Annotated in this window: 14 protein-coding genes; 8 read left to right on the forward strand and 6 right to left on the reverse strand. The window is 67.5% G+C overall.

Annotated elements, in window-relative coordinates; translation table 11 throughout:
* Window positions 1–351: 351 nt before the first annotated feature.
* Both DB354_RS21630 and DB354_RS21635 read left to right on the forward strand, forming a co-directional pair.
* Window positions 352–1,101, forward strand: a complete 750-nt coding sequence (locus DB354_RS21630) for a hypothetical protein (RefSeq protein WP_146180367.1) — start codon at window positions 352–354, stop codon at window positions 1,099–1,101.
* Window positions 1,098–1,889 (forward strand): hypothetical protein, encoded by a 792-nt coding sequence (locus DB354_RS21635; RefSeq protein WP_107837711.1) that lies wholly within the window; start codon window positions 1,098–1,100, stop codon window positions 1,887–1,889. Before DB354_RS21630 ends, DB354_RS21635 begins: the two co-directional genes overlap by 4 nt.
* Here DB354_RS21635 and tyrS read toward each other — a convergent pair.
* On the reverse strand, window positions 1,886–3,169 hold the full coding sequence (gene tyrS / locus DB354_RS21640; RefSeq protein WP_107837712.1) for a tyrosine--tRNA ligase: 1,284 nt from the start codon (window positions 3,167–3,169) through the stop codon (window positions 1,886–1,888). The genes DB354_RS21635 and tyrS overlap by 4 nt on opposite strands.
* A gap of 510 nt (window positions 3,170–3,679) precedes the next feature.
* On the opposite strand from tyrS, the gene DB354_RS21645 reads away from it, so the two are divergent.
* From DB354_RS21645 to DB354_RS21670, 6 genes are all read left to right on the forward strand, one after another.
* On the forward strand, window positions 3,680–4,153 hold the full coding sequence (locus DB354_RS21645) for a redoxin domain-containing protein (protein ID WP_107837713.1): 474 nt from the start codon (window positions 3,680–3,682) through the stop codon (window positions 4,151–4,153).
* Between the two features lie 96 nt (window positions 4,154–4,249).
* On the forward strand, window positions 4,250–7,102 hold the full coding sequence (locus DB354_RS21650; protein WP_107837714.1) for an aconitate hydratase: 2,853 nt from the start codon (window positions 4,250–4,252) through the stop codon (window positions 7,100–7,102).
* A gap of 135 nt (window positions 7,103–7,237) precedes the next feature.
* Entirely contained in the window at window positions 7,238–7,747 is a 510-nt protein-coding gene (locus DB354_RS21655; protein WP_107837715.1) for an STAS domain-containing protein, read from the forward strand.
* A gap of 225 nt (window positions 7,748–7,972) precedes the next feature.
* Entirely contained in the window at window positions 7,973–9,418 is a 1,446-nt protein-coding gene (locus DB354_RS21660; RefSeq protein ID WP_107837716.1) for a GAF domain-containing SpoIIE family protein phosphatase, read from the forward strand.
* Window positions 9,419–9,456: 38 nt separating this feature from the next.
* Window positions 9,457–10,683 (forward strand): tryptophan synthase subunit beta, encoded by a 1,227-nt coding sequence (trpB, locus tag DB354_RS21665; RefSeq protein ID WP_107837717.1) that lies wholly within the window; start codon window positions 9,457–9,459, stop codon window positions 10,681–10,683.
* Window positions 10,684–10,767: 84 nt separating this feature from the next.
* Window positions 10,768–11,640, forward strand: coding sequence for a YicC/YloC family endoribonuclease (locus DB354_RS21670; protein ID WP_107837718.1), 873 nt, complete (start codon window positions 10,768–10,770; stop codon window positions 11,638–11,640).
* Window positions 11,641–11,703: 63 nt separating this feature from the next.
* On the opposite strand, the gene lspA is transcribed toward DB354_RS21670, so the two are convergent.
* From lspA to hemE, 5 genes are all read right to left on the reverse strand, one after another.
* Complete coding sequence (lspA, locus tag DB354_RS21675) at window positions 11,704–12,291, reverse strand: signal peptidase II (protein ID WP_107837719.1); 588 nt, start codon at window positions 12,289–12,291, stop codon at window positions 11,704–11,706.
* A 37-nt stretch (window positions 12,292–12,328) separates the two neighbouring features.
* A complete protein-coding gene (locus tag DB354_RS21680; protein WP_107837720.1) occupies window positions 12,329–13,072 on the reverse strand; it encodes a TraR/DksA C4-type zinc finger protein in 744 nt (247 codons plus the stop codon).
* A 158-nt stretch (window positions 13,073–13,230) separates the two neighbouring features.
* On the reverse strand, window positions 13,231–16,107 hold the full coding sequence (gene ileS, locus DB354_RS21685; protein ID WP_107837721.1) for an isoleucine--tRNA ligase: 2,877 nt from the start codon (window positions 16,105–16,107) through the stop codon (window positions 13,231–13,233).
* 230 nt (window positions 16,108–16,337) lie between these two features.
* Complete coding sequence (hemG, locus tag DB354_RS21690) at window positions 16,338–17,744, reverse strand: protoporphyrinogen oxidase (protein ID WP_233256723.1); 1,407 nt, start codon at window positions 17,742–17,744, stop codon at window positions 16,338–16,340.
* A gap of 150 nt (window positions 17,745–17,894) precedes the next feature.
* A complete protein-coding gene (gene hemE / locus DB354_RS21695) occupies window positions 17,895–18,935 on the reverse strand; it encodes a uroporphyrinogen decarboxylase (protein WP_107837722.1) in 1,041 nt (346 codons plus the stop codon).
* Window positions 18,936–19,149 lie beyond the last annotated feature (214 nt).

The raw sequence follows: 19,149 nt of genomic DNA on the forward strand, positions 1-19,149 counted from the left end.
GCGGAAGATGTCCGCAGGCTGCTAAGCAACGGGCTGCGCCCGTTGGGGAGAAGCGACGCGTTCCGATCGGCGTAGGCCATTTGCTGCGCCGACTGCGGGCATCGTCCGTCGCGGGCTAGGGGAAACACTGGGGCAAGGGCGTTGGCCGGGCCCAGAAGGCATTCTGAGATACCTCAGATGGAAAGTTGGTATGGCGCTGATAATCAACGTATGGCCATGTCGTCGGCCAATGAAACGCGGTGATCGTCACTCAGCGGCCGGCGGCGAGAAGCGCTCGCGGCCTAGGGTAAGGCACACGCTCAAGAGCGAAGGTGGCGGATCACTGCGTAAGCGCGAAAGGGGCGCGTTGCCGTGATCAACTGGAACCGGATTCTGAATACGTGCTGCGAAGTGGCGCTGGTCGGCGACTGGCGGTGTCCGCTGGGCGCGCTGCGCGACATGCCGGTGTGGGCGGACAAGCCGCTGCCGGCGCAAACCCTGCAACTTGCGGGCATGCTCGCGGCGTCGGCGCCGCACCCGATCGTGGGGGAGCTGGCGCGGATTCTCGGAGTGCGGGGTGAACCCGAGGCATTGCCATGGGCGGTGTGCGACCGGCTTTTCCGGTTGGCGATCGCGGGGTACACGCGGGCGCTGGACGAGCGGCACTGGTCGGGGATGGAGGAGTATGGCTATGCGGCGATGGCCATCCCGGGTGGCTGCAAATTGCGGCAGGCGGTGATCGAGATCGTGATCGAGGATACCTTGGTTGCGGCGATGCTGGTCCGGCGGAAGGCGCTTGCCCCTCGCCCGAGGGATGCGGGGGGGCGCGAGCCGGGAGAGTTGGCCGAGGCGCTCGCGGTGACCGTGCGCCTGCTGGAAGTGGCGGCGAAGACGGACCAGTACCCAACCCTGTGCGATCACCTCGTGGGCGAGCTGATGTGGCACGCCGATGATGCGTTGCTGGCGCGGCTGCCGGTGGCCGGGGTGTTGTGGAGTCACTTCTGCGCGCTGGCGCTCGACCCGCGGGCGCGGATCAGTGCGCCGGCCCGCGAGTGGCTGCGGCAGTTTCCTGCGCCGGCGGCGCCGGTGGAGGGTGGCGCCAAGGGGGCGAACCTCCCATGAGGCTCGCGATCAAGTACGCCGGACGTGAGCTTCGGGTGGAGGAGGCGCGGTTTGTCGGAGGGTGCGCCGAGCTGATGTGGCGCGAGGCCGGCGAGGCGCTCCTGGCGGCGGCGCCGCTCACGTTTGCAATGGTGACGCAGAACCTGGACCTGTCGGAGGCGCTGCAGACCTTCGCGATGCGGGCGCCGGCGACCGATATCGAGCGGGCGCGGCGGGCGGTCACGGACTGGCTGCGACCGGGCGAGGAACTGGCCGTCGATTCGAGCCGGACTCGCGGCCTCGTCCTGCTCTCGCTCGGGCACCTGCATTGGGCGGCGCAGCATGCGGCCCGGGGGCACGTCGGTGAGGCGCATGCGCACACTGCCGCAGCGGTGTCGGTTCGGGCGCGTACCCTCGAGCACGAGTCGCTGCTGATCGGAGGTTTCGACCGGCTGGCGCGGCTGGTGGGGGAGGTGGAAGGCCTGGCCGACGGGCGGCCGCTGAGCGCCGAGTTTGCCGGCATCACTCCCGTGGGCTACTCGCCGGAGATCCTGCCTGATCTGATCGAACGATTGGTGGACGGCGGCGCGTCGGAAGGCGGGATCACCTGCGTCATGGAATCACTGGTCCGGCGGGCGGACTGGTCCTCGGTCCGGGCGCTATCCCGGACCGGCGCGGTGCACCGGGCGGTGCTGGGGCCGATCGTGCAGCGCATCCTGTTTCGGATGCCCGACCTCTCGGCCCGGGGGCGGGCCCAGTTGCTATACCTGGCGCAGGGCCTCGCGCACCCGACGACCGATGCCGGTTAGCGCACGTGCAGGACGGCGTAGCTGCGCTTGCCCTTGCGGAGAAGCAGGTACTTGCCGAAGAGCAGGTCCGACGTCGCGACGGTGCGGCCGAGCTCGGCGAACCGGACGTTGTTCAGGTAGATACCACCGCCCTCGACGTCCTTGCGCGCCTGACCCTTTGAAGGGGCGAGCCCGCAGGCGAGGAGGAGGTCAATGATCGTGACCGGCGCCGCTGCGGCCTCGAGCTTGGCGCGCTCGAAGTCACGGGTGGGCACTTCGCCGACCACATCGCGGAACGTCTCCTCGGAGGTGTCGCCGATCTCGGCGCCGAAGAGGATCTCGCTGGCCTTGAGCGCGCCCTCGAGGGCGGCCTGGCCGTGCACGAGCCGGGTGACCTCGCGGGCGAGGGCCTTGTGGGCTTCGCGGGCGCCGGGATTGGCGGCGTGCCGGGCCTCGAGGGCCTCGATCTCCTCGCGCGTGAGGAAGGTGAACTTGCGCAGGTACTCGGAGACCTTGGCGTCCTCTGTGTTCACGAAGAACTGGTACAGCTTGTAGGGGCTCGTCTTCTTGGGATCGAGCCACACGGCGCCACCCTCGGTTTTGCCGAACTTGGTGCCATCGGCCTTGGTGATGAGCGGGAACGTCCAGCCCCAGGCGGGCACGCCGAGCTTGCGGCGGATGAAGTCCGTGCCGGCGGTGATGTTGCCCCACTGGTCGGAGCCGCCGATCTGCAGCTCGCAGCCGTAGGTCTTGCGGAGGTGGTAGAAATCGTGGGCCTGCAGCAACTGGTAGCTGAACTCGGTGTAGCTGATCCCGTTGTCGCCCTCCATGCGGGACTTCACGGAGTCCTTCGCGAGCATGACGTTCAGCGAAAAGTACTTTCCGACGTCGCGCAGGAAATCGAGGTAGCTGAGTGGCGCGGTCCAGTCGGCATTGTCGACGAGGCGGGCGGGATTGCCGGCGACGTTGAAATCGAGGAGCCGGCCGAGCTGGTCCTTGATGCAGCTGACGTTGTGGGCGAGCTGTTCGCGGGTGAGCAGGTTGCGCTCGGCGGATTTGCCCGACGGGTCGCCGATCATGCCGGTCGCGCCGCCGGCGAGCGCAAGCGGGTGGTGGCCGGCGAGCTGGAAGCGGCGCAGGGTGAGCTGGCCCATGAGGTGGCCGACGTGCAGCGAGTCGCCCGTGGGATCGAAGCCGCAATAGAGCGTGACCGGCCCTTCGCTGAGGCGCTTGGTGAGCGCGTCGAGGTCGGTGCAGTCGGCCAGGAGGCCGCGCCACTGGAGGTCTTCGATGAATGTCATGGCAGAAGCGGGGGAGTTAACCCGGCGCAGGGCGGGACCGTCAAGGGGCACGAGAGTGAAAGTAAAAGTGAGAGTGAAAGTGAGAGTGAGGGTGAACGTGAGAGGGAGCGCGAGTGAGAGCGGGGGTGGGGGGCGGGCCTGAGTCCATCCGAGCACCGCGATTTGCGAAAGGGGCGCGGGATTCTGCGCGCGGATTGCGTGGAAACTGGGGCGATAGGCTGAGCCACCCGTCGGACGCGTGACGCATTGCGCCCCTCGCGGGACAGAAATCCGCCCGGGCGGCACCCCTTTTGCACCCCGGAGTCGCCGCGATGGATTCAAGGTCGCGTCCCTTTCCGCCCCTGCGGCGGGTTTGAGCGCGTGCTGGCAGCGCGGCTTATGGCCGATGGGGTGAAAACAGTAACCCTCCTGTTACGTGGAATTTCGATTTGCGACGGCTCAGAGGGCGACACAACGTTCCGTTTCCCGGCGGCCCATTGCTGTCCGGCGATTCCTAACCACACGACTCCCATGGCTATTCCAGTTGGTACCCACGCACCTGATTTCACGCTCAAGACGAAGACCGCCGATGGTCTCAAGGATGTGAAGTTGAGCGAGAATTTCGGGCAGCGCTCCACGGTCCTGTTGTTCTTCCCCCTCGCGTTCACCGGAGTGTGCACGCAGGAGATGTGCGACCAGTCGGGCGGCTTGGCCGACTATGAGAAGCTCGGCGCGACGGTGTATGCCATCAGCGTCGACAGCCCGTTCGCGCAGGAGGCTTGGGCCAAGGCGAACCGGATCGGCCTCACGCTGCTCTCGGACCTGAACAAGACCACGATCAAGGCTTACGACGTGGTGTTCCCGATGCTGGCGGGCGTGGGTGACACGGCTGCGCGCGCGGCCTTCGTCATCGGCAAGGACGGCATCGTGAAGTACGCCGAGCAAACGCCGACGCCGAAAGACCTGCCCAATTTCGTGGCGATCAAGGCCGCCCTGGCCAAATAAGGCCAGCACGACGACGGCGACATGACCGGCGGCGGACCTCCGCCGCCCGGCGTTGTCACGTCCCCTGTTGCCGCACCCTCACTGTCCCTACTCCCCATGAGCCACCCGAGCATCCCCAATCCGTTCAACACCCTCCAGACGTTCGCCGCTGGCGGTGAGAGCTTCCGCTTTTATTCCCTCCCGGCGCTGGAGCGGACCGGTTTCAAGGTTTCCCGCCTGCCCGTCTCCATCCGACTCGTGCTCGAGTCGCTGTTGCGCAACTGCGACGGCACGCGAGTGCAGGAAGGCGCGATCCGCGCGCTGGCGAGCTGGCAGCCGAAAGCGGAGCGCACGGAGGAGATCCCCTTCGTGGTCGCGCGCATCGTGCTGCAGGACTTCACGGGGGTGCCGCTGCTGGTGGACCTCGCGGCCATGCGCGCGGCGGTCGCGCGGATGGGCAAGAATCCCAAGATCATCGAGCCGCTCGTGCCGGTGGATCTCGTCGTCGATCACTCGGTGCAGGTGGACTTCGCCGGCTCGGCTGAGGCGCTGAAGAAGAACCTCGAGCTGGAGTTCGCGCGCAACCGCGAGCGCTACCAGTTCCTCAAATGGGGCATGCAGGCGTTCGACACCTTCAAGGTCGTCCCGCCCGGCATCGGCATCGTGCACCAGGTCAACCTCGAGTACCTCGCGCAGGGCGTGCTCAAGGACGCGGCGGGGGTCTGCTATCCCGATACCCTCGTCGGCACCGACTCGCACACGACGATGATCAACGGCCTCGGCATCGTGGGCTGGGGCGTTGGCGGCATCGAGGCGGAGGCCGGCATGCTCGGACAGCCGGTGTATTTCCTGACGCCGGACGTCGTCGGCGTGCACCTCACCGGGGCGTTGCGCGAAGGCGTCACCGCGACCGACCTCGCGCTCACCGTCACGCAGATGCTGCGCAAGGCGAAGGTCGTCGGGAAATTCGTCGAATTTTTCGGGCCCGGCGCGCAGGCGCTGCCGGTGGTGGATCGGGCCACGATCGCCAACATGGCGCCCGAGTACGGCGCGACGATGGGGTTCTTCCCGATCGATGCCGAGTGCAGCAACTATCTCCGCGCCACGGGCCGTGATGAGAAGCAGGTCGCCCTTTATGAGGCGTACTATCGCGCCCAGGGCCTGTGGGGCGTGCCGCCCCGCGGCGCGATCGACTACTCGGTCGAGCTCGAGCTGGACCTTGGCAGCGTCGTGCCGAGCGTGGCCGGTCCCAAGCGCCCGCAGGATCGCATCGAGCTGCCGAAGCTCGGGCAGGAGTTCCGCAGCGCGTTTTCACGTCCCATCGCCGAGAACGGTTTCGGCAAGCAGTCCACCGAGCTGGAGCGCAGCATTCACGTGGAAGGCGCCGGCTGGACGCGTCCGTCCTCGGGCGGCGGCAGCCAGGAAAGCGTCCCGGGCGCGGCGGCCGAGGTGAAGAACACCAGCGTGACGACCGAGCGCGAGATGGCGAACAACCGTCCAACGCCCGATCCGGTGTCGCTGAAATCGGCGCGCATCGACGGCGAGGTCGGCCACGGCAGCGTGCTGATCGCGGCCATCACCAGTTGCACCAACACCTCGAATCCGAGCGTGATGCTGGCGGCCGGGCTGTTGGCAAAGAAGGCGGTGGAGCGCGGCCTGCGCGTGAATCCGGTCGTAAAATCGTCGCTGGCCCCGGGCTCGCGCGTGGTGACCGACTATCTCAACAAGACCGGGCTGCAGCCGTACCTCGACCAGCTGGGTTTCCAGACCGTCGGCTACGGTTGCACGACCTGCATCGGCAACTCCGGTCCGTTGCACCCCGCGATCGAGGAGGCGGTGACGAAGAACGACCTGGTCGCGGCGTCGGTGCTGTCGGGCAACCGCAACTTCGAGGCCCGCGTGCACCAGAACATCAAGGCGAACTTCCTGATGTCGCCGCCGCTCGTGGTGGCGTTCGCGCTGGCCGGCCGGGTCGACATCGACCTGAGCCAGGAGCCGATCGGCCGCGGCCGCGATGGCCGTGACGTCTACCTCAAGGAAATCTGGCCGACCCTGCAGGAGGTGCGCGATCAATTGCAGGCGGCGCTGAAGCCGGAGGTGTTCCGCCGGCTGTACACCGATTTCGCGGCGCAGAATCCGAAGTGGAACGAGATCCCGGCGTCGGTGGGCGATGTGTACGCCTTCGACCCGAACTCGACGTACATCCAGGAGCCGCCGTTCTTCACCCATTTCTCGATGAGCCCCGGCGTCATCGAGGAAATCAAGGGCGCGCGGGCGCTCGGCATTTTCGGCGACTCGGTGACGACCGACCACATCTCACCGGCGGGAGCGATCAAGAAGAGCTCGCCGGCCGGCCGCTACCTCACGGAGCACGGCGTGCCGTTCGAGGAGTTCAACTCGTACGGTTCCCGGCGTGGCAACGATCGCGTGATGGTGCGCGGCACGTTCGCCAATGTGCGCATCAAGAATCTCATGCTCGGGGGCGAGGAGGGCGGGAACACCGTCTTCCAGCCGACGGGCGAGAAGATGGCGATCTTCGACGCCTCGGCGCGGCACCTGGCCAATCGCACGCCGCTGATCGTGGTCGCGGGGCAGGAATACGGCACGGGTTCGTCCCGGGACTGGGCCGCGAAGGGCACGAACCTCCTCGGCGTGAAGGTGGTCGTCGCGCAGAGCTTCGAGCGTATCCACCGTTCCAACCTTGTCGGCATGGGCGTGCTGCCGCTGCAGTTCAAGGAGGGCACCACGGCGCAGACCCTCGGGCTCGACGGCGCGGAGACCTACGATGTGCTGGGCCTCAGCCCCGCGTTGAAGCCGCAGCAGGATCTGACGCTCCGCATCACGCGGAAGGATGGGCGGATTGACATGGTCGCGGTCCGGTGCCGCATCGATACGCCCATTGAAATCGAGTACTTCCAGCACGGCGGTATCCTGCCGTACGTCTTGCGCCAGATCCTGGGTCGCGCCTGACGGCCAGGGGGATAGGCAGTTTCCGCATCCGGTTGACATTAAAGCGGGCCGGCGGGCGGGGCGATTGAGTAATGAGCGCACTTGCCCCGCCTCCTGAAACAGCAACATTCCAGACGTAGAACCGGAAATTTTCCCATGACCGACGCTGGCAAACCCGTGTATCTGGTGGATGCGTACTCCGACCCGGTGGTCGTGCGCATCGACGGGCGCGCGAGCTTCCAGAACAGCGGATGCCTGCGGGATTTTATCCTGGAGATGCTGCAGCGGGGAAAGAACCGCTTCGTGATCGATTTCCGGGCGTGCGCGAGCATGGACAGCACGTTTCTCGGCATGCTGGCGGGCGCCGCCATCGAGCTGCGCAAGACGTCGCCGGCGGGCAGTCTGGTCGTGGCGCGGCCCGGCCCGCGCAACCTCGAGCTGATTCGGAATCTTGGCCTGCACCGCCTGCTCACGCTGGACTCCGGCGAGGCGGTCCCGCCGCTGGAGAACTGCAACACGCCGCTCGCCTGCAAGACCCGCAGCGAGATTGAAACGGCGCGCCAGGTCCTCGAGGCGCACGAGCATCTCATCAGCGTCGATGAGGAAAACCGCTCCAAGTTTCAGGATGTGCTGACGTTCCTGCGCTCGCGCGTCGCACAGCAGTGACGGCGCGAACGGCGGCCGGCCTCTGATTTCTAAAATCCGGCTTCTGGCTTCAGGCCTCTGACCTCTGAGTTCAGGCTTCTGGCTTCCGATCTCCGGCCGCTGGGTCCGCGCGGCATTTGGCTTTGCCCTGTAGGCGATCCGCCCCAACGTGCCGGCTGCGGTACCTCCTTGGCCTCGTAAGCTTTCGAGCGCTGGCGCCGAGGCCGGTTCCGCGCCCGCTTCGCCATGTCCCATCCCGTCCTCACCGTCATCCTGCTGGCATTGCTGCTCGCGGTCGCGCTTAGCCTGCGACGGGCGCGGCGGTCCGCCGACGCCGCAGCGGTGGCGGCGCGCCGGCTGCGCGAGGACCGCCAGCGGTTGCTGGACTTCATGCATTTCATGACGCAGGCGCTGGGCGCAGGGCTGTCGCGGCAGGAGCTGCAGCAGCGGATCGTCCACGCGGCGATCATCTGCACCGGCGCGCTGAGCGGCTGCTTCTTCGTGCGCACGTCGCGGAACACCATGCGCAGCGTGGCAGTGGAGGGCCTGTTTCCGCCGCACCGGCCGCTGACCGACGAGGTGAAGGCGGCGTTGACGACGCGCGCCAAGTTTCTCGAGCACGTGTTGAAGGCGGAGGAGTTCCCGGTGGAGGAGGGGATCGTCGGGCGCGTCGCCCGGAACCGGCGCGGCGAGCTGCTCGCCGACGCCGAGGCCGATGCGCGCATGGTCAAGCACGACGACCCGGCGCTGCGGGTACGTTCGGTGATCGTGGTGCCGCTGGTGTTTCGCCGGCAGTTCTTCGGCGTCCTCGCCGTGACCAACCCGGCGGGCGGCCGCCGGTTCACGCCGGCGGAGTTTCACCTGATGGAGTCGCTCGCGGAGCAGGCGGCGCTCGCGCTGCACAACGCCGAGTTCCTCCACCTGCAGATGGAGCGGCGGCAGCTCGACCTCGATCTTTCGCTCGCGAGCAGCATCCAGCAGATGCTGCTGCCGCGGGAGGAGCTGCGCTTCGACGGCGTGGAGCTCAACGCCCGGTACAAGTCGGCCCAGAAGGTGGGCGGCGACTTCTACGACGTCTTCGCGCTCTCACCGGAGCGGCTCGGCGTGGTCGTGGGTGACGTCTCCGGGAAAGGGATACCGGCCTCGCTGCTGATGGCGATTTGCCGGACGCACCTGCGCCAGATCGCGCCGCGCCACACGTCGCCCGGTGCCGCGCTGGTGGAGTTGAACCGCACCATGGGCGGCGACTGCCACGGCCAGCTCTACATCACGCTGCTGTACGCGATCATCGATGTGCGCCGCAACGAGCTGACGTATGCGCGGGCGGGCCACGAGTGCCCGCTGCTCGTGCGGCGCGATCCGGCGGCCGGTCGCGTGCGGGCGGAGTTCGGGGCGGGCGAGGGCATGGCGGTGGGCATGGTGCCGGACGCGATGTTCGCCGAGACGATGGCCGACCACACCGAGCGTTTTGAGCCGGGGAGCGTGTGCGTGCTCTACACCGACGGGCTGACGGAAGCGCCCAATGAGGACGGCAAGGAGTTCTCGGGCGCGCGGTTGGCCGACATGGTCGTGGCGGCCTTTGCGCTGCCCCCGCGGGCGGTCAACGACGCGGTCCTGGCGGCGGCCGAACGCTTCACCGGCGGCACGCCACAGCGGGACGATTTTACGCTCGTCACAGTTCGAAGAGTTTGAAGTGGCGCCATCGATCGCAGGCCTTACCGTGCGCTCGCATGTCCGCCGTTTCCTCGTCCTCCCCCTCCGATCGTTTCAGCCTGCCTGACGCGGGCGGTCACTTTGGCCGCTATGGCGGCGTGTTTGTGCCGGAGACCCTGATGACGGCGCTGCAGGAACTCGGGGACGTGTACGCGGCGGCGCGGCAGGATCCGGAGTTCCAGCGGGAGTTGCGGCACCACCTGAAGGAGTTCGCGGGACGCCCCACCGAGCTCTATTTCGCGGAGCGGCTGACCGAGTATGCGGGCGGGGCGAAGATTTACCTCAAGCGCGAGGACCTGCTGCACACGGGGGCGCACAAGATCAACAACGCGCTCGCCCAGGCCCTGCTGGCGCGCCGCATGGGCAAGAAGCGGATCATCGCCGAGACCGGGGCCGGCCAGCACGGCGTCGCGACGGCGGCGGTGTGCGCCAAGTTTGGTCTCGAGTGTGTCGTGTACATGGGCGCGGTGGACATGGAACGCCAGGCCCTGAACGTCTTCCGCATGCGGCTGATGGGCGCCGAGGTGCGCGGGGTGGAGGCCGGCCAGAAGACGCTCAAGGAGGCGATCAACGAGGCGATGCGCGACTGGGTGACCAACGTCCGCAGCACCCACTACATCCTCGGTTCGGCGCTCGGCGCGCACCCGTACCCGATGATGGTCCGCGATTTTCACCGGGTGATCGGCCAGGAGGTGCGCGAGCAGATCCTGGCGCGGGAGCAGCGCCTGCCCGACGAGATGGTGGCCTGCGTGGGCGGTGGCTCGAATGCGATCGGCTTCTTCTTCGAGTTCCTCGACGAACCCTCGGTCCGCCTGGTCGGAGTCGAGGCGGGAGGCCGCGGCATCAAGCGCGGCGAACACGCGGCCCGCTTCGAGGGCGGCAAACTCGGCGTGCTCCAGGGCAGCAAAACCTACATTCTCCAGAACCCCGATGGGCAGATCGAGCTGACGCATTCGGTGAGCGCGGGCCTGGACTACGCGGCGATCGGCCCCGAGCACGCCTATTACCGCGATCGGAACCGCGTGCAGTACGCGTACGCCTGCGACGACGAGGTGATCGAGACGTTCCAGCTTTGTTCACGCCTCGAAGGCATCATCCCGGCGCTCGAGAGCACCCATGCCCTGGTCCACGGCCTCAAGCGCGCGAAAGAGATGCGGAAGGACCAGATCATCGTGATCAACCTCTCCGGACGCGGGGACAAGGACGTGAACCAGGTCGCCAAGATTCTGGGCGTGACGCTGTGATTCCCCAAGCTGCGCGGGTGGTGCGACGACCAAATCGGTCGGCAGCCTTGCCACGGGTTGGTTGATACCTGTTACATCCCTCTCATGCGCAGCATGACAGGCTACGGCCGGGCCACGGCCGCACTAGAGGAGCACACGCTGACGGTCCAAGTCAGCTCCGTTAACCGCAAGACCCTCGACCTTACCATCGCGGCTCCCGAGGAGTGGGAGGCGTTGGAGCCGGTGGTCGCCGAACTCGTGCGCAAATTTGCCGCGCGCGGCAAGGTCCACGTCAGCATCGAGATGACGGGTGAGAAGTCGGCGGCTGCGACCGCGTGGGACGAGGATGCGGCCGCGGAAGCCCTGGAGCGGCTGGAACGTTTTGCAGCGCAGTCAGGCGTGAAATTCGAGCCGACTGCGGAGCTCCTCTGGGAGGTAGCCAATGCGCAAAAGCGCGAGGACCTGTTGCCTCCGGCGGAGCGGGCGCAGGCTGTGGTGAGTGCCACGGTCACGGCCGCGCTACGGGCGTTTGCCGCGATGCGCGCGAAGGAGGGCGAGTCGCTGTTCGTCGATTTCATCAAGCGGGCGCAGACGCTGCACCGATATGTCGAGGCGATCGCCGCGCGGGCGCCCCAGGTGCCCTCGCACTACCGCGAACAGCTGATGAAGCGGCTGCGCGAGGCCGGGCTGGAGCTCGACCTGAATGACGAGCGCGTGCTGCGGGAGATCGCGCTGTTCGCCGACCGCTGTGACGTCAGCGAGGAGATCACGCGCCTGCGGAGCCATTTTGAACAGTTCACGGCGCTGCTGAAGTCCGATGGCGAGATCGGCCGCAAGGCCGAGTTTCTCCTGCAGGAGATTGGCCGGGAGGTGAACACGATCGGCAGCAAGGCCAACGATCTGACGATCGCGCGGTCCGTCATTGAGCTGAAGAACGAGCTCGAGCGGATCCGCGAGCAGATGGCCAACGTGGAGTAGGCGAGGAGGTCCGCCGGTCCGGCGCGCGGAGTGCAGCTGGCCGCGGGAGGCGAGCGCGGCGCCCTACGGCGTCGGCGGGGTCGGTGCGGCGGGCTGCGGGGTACGCAGCGAGATCCACAGGTAAACGATCACGCCGATGCAAATGCCGGAGTCCGCGACGTTGAACGTCGGGTAAACGTAGTCGCCGAAGTGCAGATCGATGAAATCGATCACGTGGCGATAGACCAGCCGGTCGGTGAGGTTGCCGGCGATGCCGCCGCAGAGGAGGCCGAAGGCGATCTGCGCGGCGCGCTGGTGGAGTCCGAGCGCGCGGCGCCAGAGGAAGATTGCGGCGAGGGTCCCGACCGCGAGGGTCGCCAGCATCACGCTGCGGCCGGAGAACATGCTCCAAGCCGCGCCGGTGTTGCCGACGTGGACGAGGTTGAAGAAGCCGGGGATCACCGGGATTGCGCCGGAGGCCTCGCCGTAGGTGGGGAACGGGAGCCGGGCGACGATCCAGAGCTTCGTGAGCTGGTCGAGCGCGTATACCGTGAGCGCGAGCAGCCAAAGCTGCCGGTAGCGCAGCAGCCGTTGCGGCAGGGGCCGGCGCGCGGGCGCAACCGGCGGGGTGGCCGCCGTGACCGGCGGTGGGCTGGGAGGTGTGTCGGACATGCGCGGCCGTCAGCCGTGGAGCATGGCTGGAACCGGATCAGTCCTCGCCGCCCTCGTCGTCCGCCATCTTGCCGCCTTCCTCGCCCATTTCGGCAAACAGACCGGGCTGGGTGCGGGTGCGGTGACGGTTGCGCTCGATCTCCTTCTGGGCCTCGGCGGAGTAGCGGGTGAAAGGCACGGCCAGGAGGCGTTCCTTGGAGATGGGCTTGGCGGTGATTTCGCAGATCCCGTAGGTGCCTTCGCGGATGCGCTTGATGGCCGCATCGATCTCGGAGAGGGCCTCCTGCTCGCTGGCGACCATGCTGAGGGCGAAGTCGCGGTCGAAGGTGTCGGTGCCGGCGTCGGCCATGTGCTGGCCGTAGGCGGAAAGGTCACCCGCGTCGTCCTTGGAGGAGCGCTTCAGGGTTTCCTCCGAGTGGCGTTCGATGCCCTCGGTGAGGCTGGAGCGCAGGTCGAGGAGGAGGCGGTAGTACCGGCGGAACTTCTCGGGCACGTCCTTCTCGTCGAGCGTCTCGGTGGGCTTTCCCTTCTTGGGATTGAAGCCGAGGATATCGGCGAGCGACGCGGCCTTGATGTGCTGCGGCTTGGCCGCCTTTTCGAGATTCGCCGCCGGTTTGGCCGGCGCGTTCTTGGCGGTTTTGGGGAAGGGCGATTCGGTCTTGGTGGAGACCGTCTGGGCGATGGCGCGGGCTTCGTCGAGGCTGAAGGCGATCGGCTTCGAAGCGGTTTTCCGCTTGAGGATGCTGTCGCGCAGGGCGGATTTCTTTGAAGGTTTTTCCATGGTCTGGGAACGGGTTGCGGGTTGGGCCGCCGGAACCGGATGCTTCACCTCAACCTTCGCCGGTTTATGGCTGGGTTTGTGAGGGGCGGGTTTCGGGACGGGTTTCTTGGCGTGAGCCTTGGTTTTGGTGGCCATGGGGAGTTTTGGGACGGTGCAATCTACGACTTAAGCGCTTCGGCGCAACGTGGGCAGATCGCCCCGTGGGGCGTGGTTTCGACCGTTGGCACCCAGCGCCAGCAGCGTGGGCAGCGAACGAAGCCATGCTCGGCGCATGGACGAACCGAAACGTTGAACTGGGCTCCCGAAGCCGAACCCAGCCCGACATGCGACACGATGAAAAGTTCGGGGAGAAATGCGCGATGGCGCTCGAGGGCGGCGGTGGTGGGATCGCCGGCGGGGGGCGTGATCTCCACCGCGGCGTCGAGGGACTTGCCCAGCTTGCCAGCGGCGCGCTGGGGCTCGATCGCCTCGTTCACCTGCGTGCGGATGCGGAGCAGGGCGGCCATCTCGGCCTCGAGCGCCGCATCGGTCCACTCCGCCGGCGCCTCCGGCCAGGACTGCAGGTGGATGGAGTCGTTGGTGTACTCGACCTTGGCGGTCGCGTAGCTCCAGGCCTCGTCGCAGGTGAAGGTGAGCACCGGCGCGAGCAGCCGCGCGAGCGAACGGAAGATATGGTAGATCGCGGTCTGCGAAGACCGCCGGAGCGGGGCGCGCGTGCCCAGCGTGTACAACCGGTCCTTCAGGACGTCGTGGTAGGTCGCCGACAGCGTCACCGAGCAGAACTGGTTGCAGAGCTGGTAGACGCGGTGGAACTCGTAGGCTTCGTAGGCCGCGGTGCACTCGCGGATCAACTGCGCGGTCTGGTGCAGCGCCCAACGGTCCAGCGTGTCCATTTGTGCGACGGGCACGAGGTCCTGCGCCGGGTCGAAATCGAACAGGGTCGAGAGCTGGTACCGGAACGTGTTGCGGAAAAGCCGGTAGCTCTCGGCGACCACGTTCAGGATGCTGCTCGGATTCTTCAGATCCTTGTCGAGATCCGACACGCGGATGTCCTCGCGAAAATCCTGCGAGGCAATCCAGAGCCGGATCACGTCGGCGCCGTACTGGTTGACGTAGTTGTCGGAGGTCGGCGGCTTCTCGTACTGGCCGGACTTGGAGATCTTCTTGCCGTCCTTGCCGACGATGAAGCCGTGGGTGAGCACCGCCTTGTACGGAGCGGAGTTGAAGGCAATGACGCTCGTCCAGAGCGAGGATTGGAACCACCCGCGATGCTGGTCGGAACCCTCCAGGTAGAGGTCGGCGGGCCAGTGCGTGCCGCCGTGCGCGCGGCGCAGCACCGCGGCGTGGGACGAGCCGGAGTCGATCCACACGTCGAGCGTGTCGCGCCCGCAGGTGAGCTCGCTGGCGGCGGGCCAGCCGGCCGGAAGCGTCACGCCCTCGAGAAGCTGGGCGGCGGTGGAATTGTACCAGAGGTTGGTGCCGGCGGTGGCGATCTTGTCGGCCACGGCGCGGGCGACCCCGGCATCGAGGTAAGCCTGCTTCCGGGCGTCGTAGAACGCCGGGATCGGCACGCCCCAGGAGCGCTGACGGCTGATGCACCAGTCGGGACGCGACTCAACGGCGCCGCGGATGCGGGCTTCGCCCCAGGCGGGAATCCAGCCGTGATTGGCCGCGATCTGCTCGACCTCGGCGAGGGCCTTGGTGCGGATGCGATCCTTGTCCAGCGAGACGAACCACTGGTCGACGGCGCGGAAAATGATCGGGGTCTTCGAGCGCCAGCAATGCGGGTAGCTGTGCGGGAACCGCTCCTTGGCGAGCAGCGCGCCGGCGGCCGCGAGCTTCTTCAGCACCGCGATGTTGGCGGGCGAGGTGCGCTTGGCGGCGAGGTCCTCGACGCTCTCCAGCGTGCTGAGACCGACGAGGTCGGCGGGCACGCGGCCGTCGTCCACGTACCGGCCGTCGTCACCGACGGGGCAGTAGACCTCCAGCTTGTACTTGAGGCCGGTGAGATAGTCTTCCGCACCGTGGCCGGGCGCGGTGTGCACGCAGCCGGTGCCGCTGTCGGTCGTGACGTAATCGGCCAGGACGACCGGCGACGCGCGGTCGATGAAGGGGTGGCGCGGGGCGAGGTGCTCGAGGGTGGCGCCGCGGGCGCGATGCACGATTGCGGGGGTGCCGGCGAACTTGGCCGCCTGAAGCACGGAACCGAGCAGCGGCTCGGCGACGAGGAGGCGTTCGCCGCCGAGGTCGGCGACGACGTACTCAACATCCGGATGCACCGCGATCGCGAGATTGGCGGGAATCGTCCAGGGCGTGGTCGTCCAGATCACGACGGCCAGTGGCTTGTCGGCGGGCAGGCCGAACTTGGTGGCCTCGGCGGCGGGCACCGCGAACCGGACCCAGATGGACGGGGAAACGTGGTCCTTGTACTCGATCTCCGCCTCGGCGAGCGCGGTCTCGAACGGGATGCTCCAGTACACCGGCTTCTTGCTCCGGTAGACCAACCCGCGCTCGATGAAGGCGGCGAACGTGCGGATGATGTCGGCCTCGTAGGCGGGCGCCTTGGTCTTGTAAGACGCGTCCCACTCGCCGAGCACGCCCAACCGCTTGAACTGGCCGGTCTGCTTGGCAATCCAGCCTTCGGAGAAGGCGTCGCAACGCGCGCGCATCTCGGCCGTGGTGAGCTGGAGCTTCTTTTCCTGGATCTCGCGGGAAACCTTCTGCTCGATCGGCAGGCCATGGCAGTCCCAACCGGGGACGTAGGGCGTGCGGAAGCCGCGCATCGACTTGTACCGCATCACCGTGTCCTTCAGCACCTTGTTCAGCGCGGTGCCAATGTGGACGTCGCCATTGGTGAACGGCGGTCCGTCGTGAAGCACGAAGACGGGGCCGGCGGAGTTCTTCCGCTGGATTGCGTTATAGAGTCCGGTTTTCTCCCAATGAGCGACTCGCCCCGGCTCGCGTTGGGCCAGCCCGGCGCGCATGGGGAAGTCAGTTCTTGGCAGCTGCAGCGTGTCTTTCAGGTCTTGGGCCATGCCAACGAAAAGTGCGCGAGGCTAGGTCCGCACCGAGGAGAGTCAAGGGGAGAGGCAGGCGGAATTTTCCCTGGGTTTGGATTGCACAACCCACGCTCCTGCAACGACCCGCCGCAGCCCGGAACCGGGGCCGATTTTGCGTCCGAAGCGGGGGCCGGCGTCGGTCGTCCGGAGGGGCGATCGTGGGCCCAAAAGACGCGCGAGCCAAACGGTGTCGGGCGGGGCCGGGATCAGGCCCGGAGGACGCGCTGGGCGAGCTTCTCGCCGGCGGCGATGCAGGCGGGAACGGCGATGCCGTCGCGTACCTGGCCGCCGATGAAAAAGCCCGGATGATTGCGCTCGGCGGCAGCCATGGTTTCCAGGTGGCGCTCGTATCCGAGATTATATTGCGGGATCGCCCGTGGCCAGAAGTTGTGCCGCCGGAACACCGGCTCGCCTTTGACGCCAAGCAGTTCCCGCAGATCGCGGTCGACGGTGGCGAGCAGCTTCTCCTCCGGCAGCCGGGCGATCTCGGGCTGGCGCATGCCGCCGGCCATGACGGTGAGCGCCACGTGTCCGTCCGGCGCGCGGCCCGGGAACAAGCTCGAGGAGAAGAGAATGCCGAGCACGGAACGGTGCTCGATCTCCGGCACCAGCACGCCGAAGCCGTCGAGCGCGTGCGTGACCTGATCGCGGCGGTAGCCGAGGAACAACGAGGAGACGGGCGGATGATCGATCGCGTCGAGCGACGCCAGCGGGCGTTCGCCGAGCGTACCGAACCGGAGCTGCGCGAGGCCGGCGGCCGGCAGGGCGGAGAGGACGAGGTCGAAGGTGTCGGTTTGCGTCGGGGCGCCAGGCTCGGTGCCGCGCCACACGACGCTCCAGGCCGGGCCGGGCACGAGGGCTTCGACGCGCGCGTTCAGCGTGAGGGTGCCGACCGGCAGGCTGGCGGCGAGCGCTTGGGGCAGCGCGGCGAGGCCCTGCCGGAACGAAAAGATTCCGCGCTTCGGGCGGGGCTGGCCGCTAGCCTTGCGCGCCTTTGCCGCCGCCATCTGGCCGCGGATGATCGAGCCGTGCTGCTGCTCGAGTTCCCAGAGCTGCGGGAACGAGTGGCGGGCGGAGAGTTTCTTCGGCGTGCCCGCGTACACGCCACTCACGAAGGGGTTGAGCGCGTAGTCGACGAGCTCCTGGCCAAAATGGGCGGCGATAAACTCCTCGAGGCTGATGTCGGACGTGCGCACGCGGCGCCGCGCGAACAGGTCGCCGAAGATCCGCATCTTGCCCGCGAACGAAAGGAGGGGCGTGGTGATGGCGGCCGGGGGGGACAGCGGGGCGGCGAGGGGACGACCGCCGCGCACGATGAACCGGTTGCGCGCCGTGGCGTTGGCTTCCACCCGCTCGTCCGCGAGACCGGCCTCGGCGATGAGTTCGTTCAGCGCGGGATCGCCGCCCAGCAGCGTGTTGGGGCCGCCTTCAACGAGCCAGCCGTCGGAGCGCTCGGTGCGGATCGAGCCGCCGACGTGGTCCGACGCTTCAAACACCCGGATGCGGTAGCCGCGCGTCGCCAGCCGGTGCGCCGCAGCAAGCCCGGTAATGCCGGCGCCGAGGATGGCGACAGACTTGGCGGCCGGGGACGTGGAAGAGGGGGAGGCGCTCACGATGGGAGAGGGTACCGTGGCCGATCGCTCCCGGCTGCGCAACCCTTGCGACGCCTTGCTCGGGGATTGCGCGGGTGGAAAGCGTGGCGTCCGCCAGCGCGGGCACGCCCGGTCGCGCTGGCCCAAGAGATCCTGCCGTCCCGGGTCTGCTCAGGCCGCGCGGGGTTTCCAGCCGGTCACGGTGTCGAGCAGCGCCTGCATGCATTCGATCTTGGCCTGCGGCATGATGCCGTGGCCGAGATTGAAGATGTGCCCGACGGTCCCATCCATCGATTCGAGCAGCCGGCCGGCCTCGTGCCGCACGATTTCCGGTGTGGTGTTGAGCAGCACAGGATCGAGATTGCCCTGGAGGGCGACATTGGCGGGGAGCACGCGGCGCACCATCGCGAGGTCGTTGGTCCAGTCGACGCTCAGCACGCGGATGCCGGTGAACGCCTGGTCGCTGATCTGCGGGGCCGTACCTTTCGCGTAGAGGATCACCGGGAAGTCCTTCGGCAGCGCGCTGACGATGTGGCGGATCCAGCGGAGCGAGGCAGCCTCGTAATCCGCACCGGCGATGATCCCGCCCCACGAGTCGAAGATCTGGATGGCGTCGGCCCCGGCCTCGATCTGCATCTTGAAGTAGGCAATCAGCGCGCTCGTGATGCGCTCGAGCAGGGCGTCGAACGTGCCGCGGTCGGTGTAGAAAAGGAGTTTGATCCGCTCGAACTCGTCGGAGCTCCCGCCTTCGACCATGTAGGTCGCGAGCGTCCACGGCGAACCGCCGAATCCGAGCAGTGCGCGCGAGCCCGCCAGTTCCTTCTTGATGAGCGTGAGCGCGTCGGCGACGTAGCGGAGCCGTCCCGGCACCGCGTCCGCGGGCGCCAGCGCGTCGATCTGGGCCCGCGTCTCCAGGCGGTAGTCCATCGCGATGCCGCCTTCGTCGCGAAACCGATAGGGCTGCCCGAGCGCTTCGGGGATCACGAGAATGTCCGAGAACAGGATCGCCGCATCGAGGGCGAACCGGCGGAGCGGCTGCAGCGTGACTTCCGTCGCGAGCGCCGGCGTGCGGACCATTTCCAGGAACGACGACTTCGCCTTCAACTGCCGGTACTCCGGCAGATAGCGGCCGGCCTGGCGCATCACCCAGATCGGCGGGCGATCGAGCGGCTGGCAGGCGCAGGCGGCAAGGAAACGATCACGGGAATTCATGGTGGGTGGGAGCGGTGACGTCCCACCGGCGGCGGGCGCAGGCGAGACGCAGCGAGTTCATGCATCCTCCCGCGCAGCGCAAGGCGCGATCGGGCGCCCGCGCCACCAAGGCGAGGACAAGTCGGTCAGAGTCGGCGAACGCCATGTTACCCCTGTCACGTCACGACTCCGCCACTCCGCCCATGCAAACCGAACATGCAACATTCCAACCTGC

Source organism: Opitutus sp. ER46 (assembly GCF_003054705.1).
Classification (GTDB): domain Bacteria; phylum Verrucomicrobiota; class Verrucomicrobiia; order Opitutales; family Opitutaceae; genus ER46.

Coding starts and splice junctions, on each gene's coding strand:
- DB354_RS21635 (WP_107837711.1), top strand. CDS start 1,098: ATGAGGCTCGCGATCAAGTACGCCGGACGTGAGCTTCGGGTGGAGGAG.
- tyrS (WP_107837712.1), bottom strand. CDS start 3,169: ATGACATTCATCGAAGACCTCCAGTGGCGCGGCCTCCTGGCCGACTGC.
- DB354_RS21645 (WP_107837713.1), top strand. CDS start 3,680: ATGGCTATTCCAGTTGGTACCCACGCACCTGATTTCACGCTCAAGACG.
- DB354_RS21650 (WP_107837714.1), top strand. CDS start 4,250: ATGAGCCACCCGAGCATCCCCAATCCGTTCAACACCCTCCAGACGTTC.
- DB354_RS21655 (WP_107837715.1), top strand. CDS start 7,238: ATGACCGACGCTGGCAAACCCGTGTATCTGGTGGATGCGTACTCCGAC.
- DB354_RS21660 (WP_107837716.1), top strand. CDS start 7,973: ATGTCCCATCCCGTCCTCACCGTCATCCTGCTGGCATTGCTGCTCGCG.
- trpB (WP_107837717.1), top strand. CDS start 9,457: ATGTCCGCCGTTTCCTCGTCCTCCCCCTCCGATCGTTTCAGCCTGCCT.
- DB354_RS21670 (WP_107837718.1), top strand. CDS start 10,768: ATGCGCAGCATGACAGGCTACGGCCGGGCCACGGCCGCACTAGAGGAG.
- lspA (WP_107837719.1), bottom strand. CDS start 12,291: ATGTCCGACACACCTCCCAGCCCACCGCCGGTCACGGCGGCCACCCCG.
- DB354_RS21680 (WP_107837720.1), bottom strand. CDS start 13,072: ATGGAAAAACCTTCAAAGAAATCCGCCCTGCGCGACAGCATCCTCAAG.
- ileS (WP_107837721.1), bottom strand. CDS start 16,107: ATGGCCCAAGACCTGAAAGACACGCTGCAGCTGCCAAGAACTGACTTC.
- hemE (WP_107837722.1), bottom strand. CDS start 18,935: ATGAATTCCCGTGATCGTTTCCTTGCCGCCTGCGCCTGCCAGCCGCTC.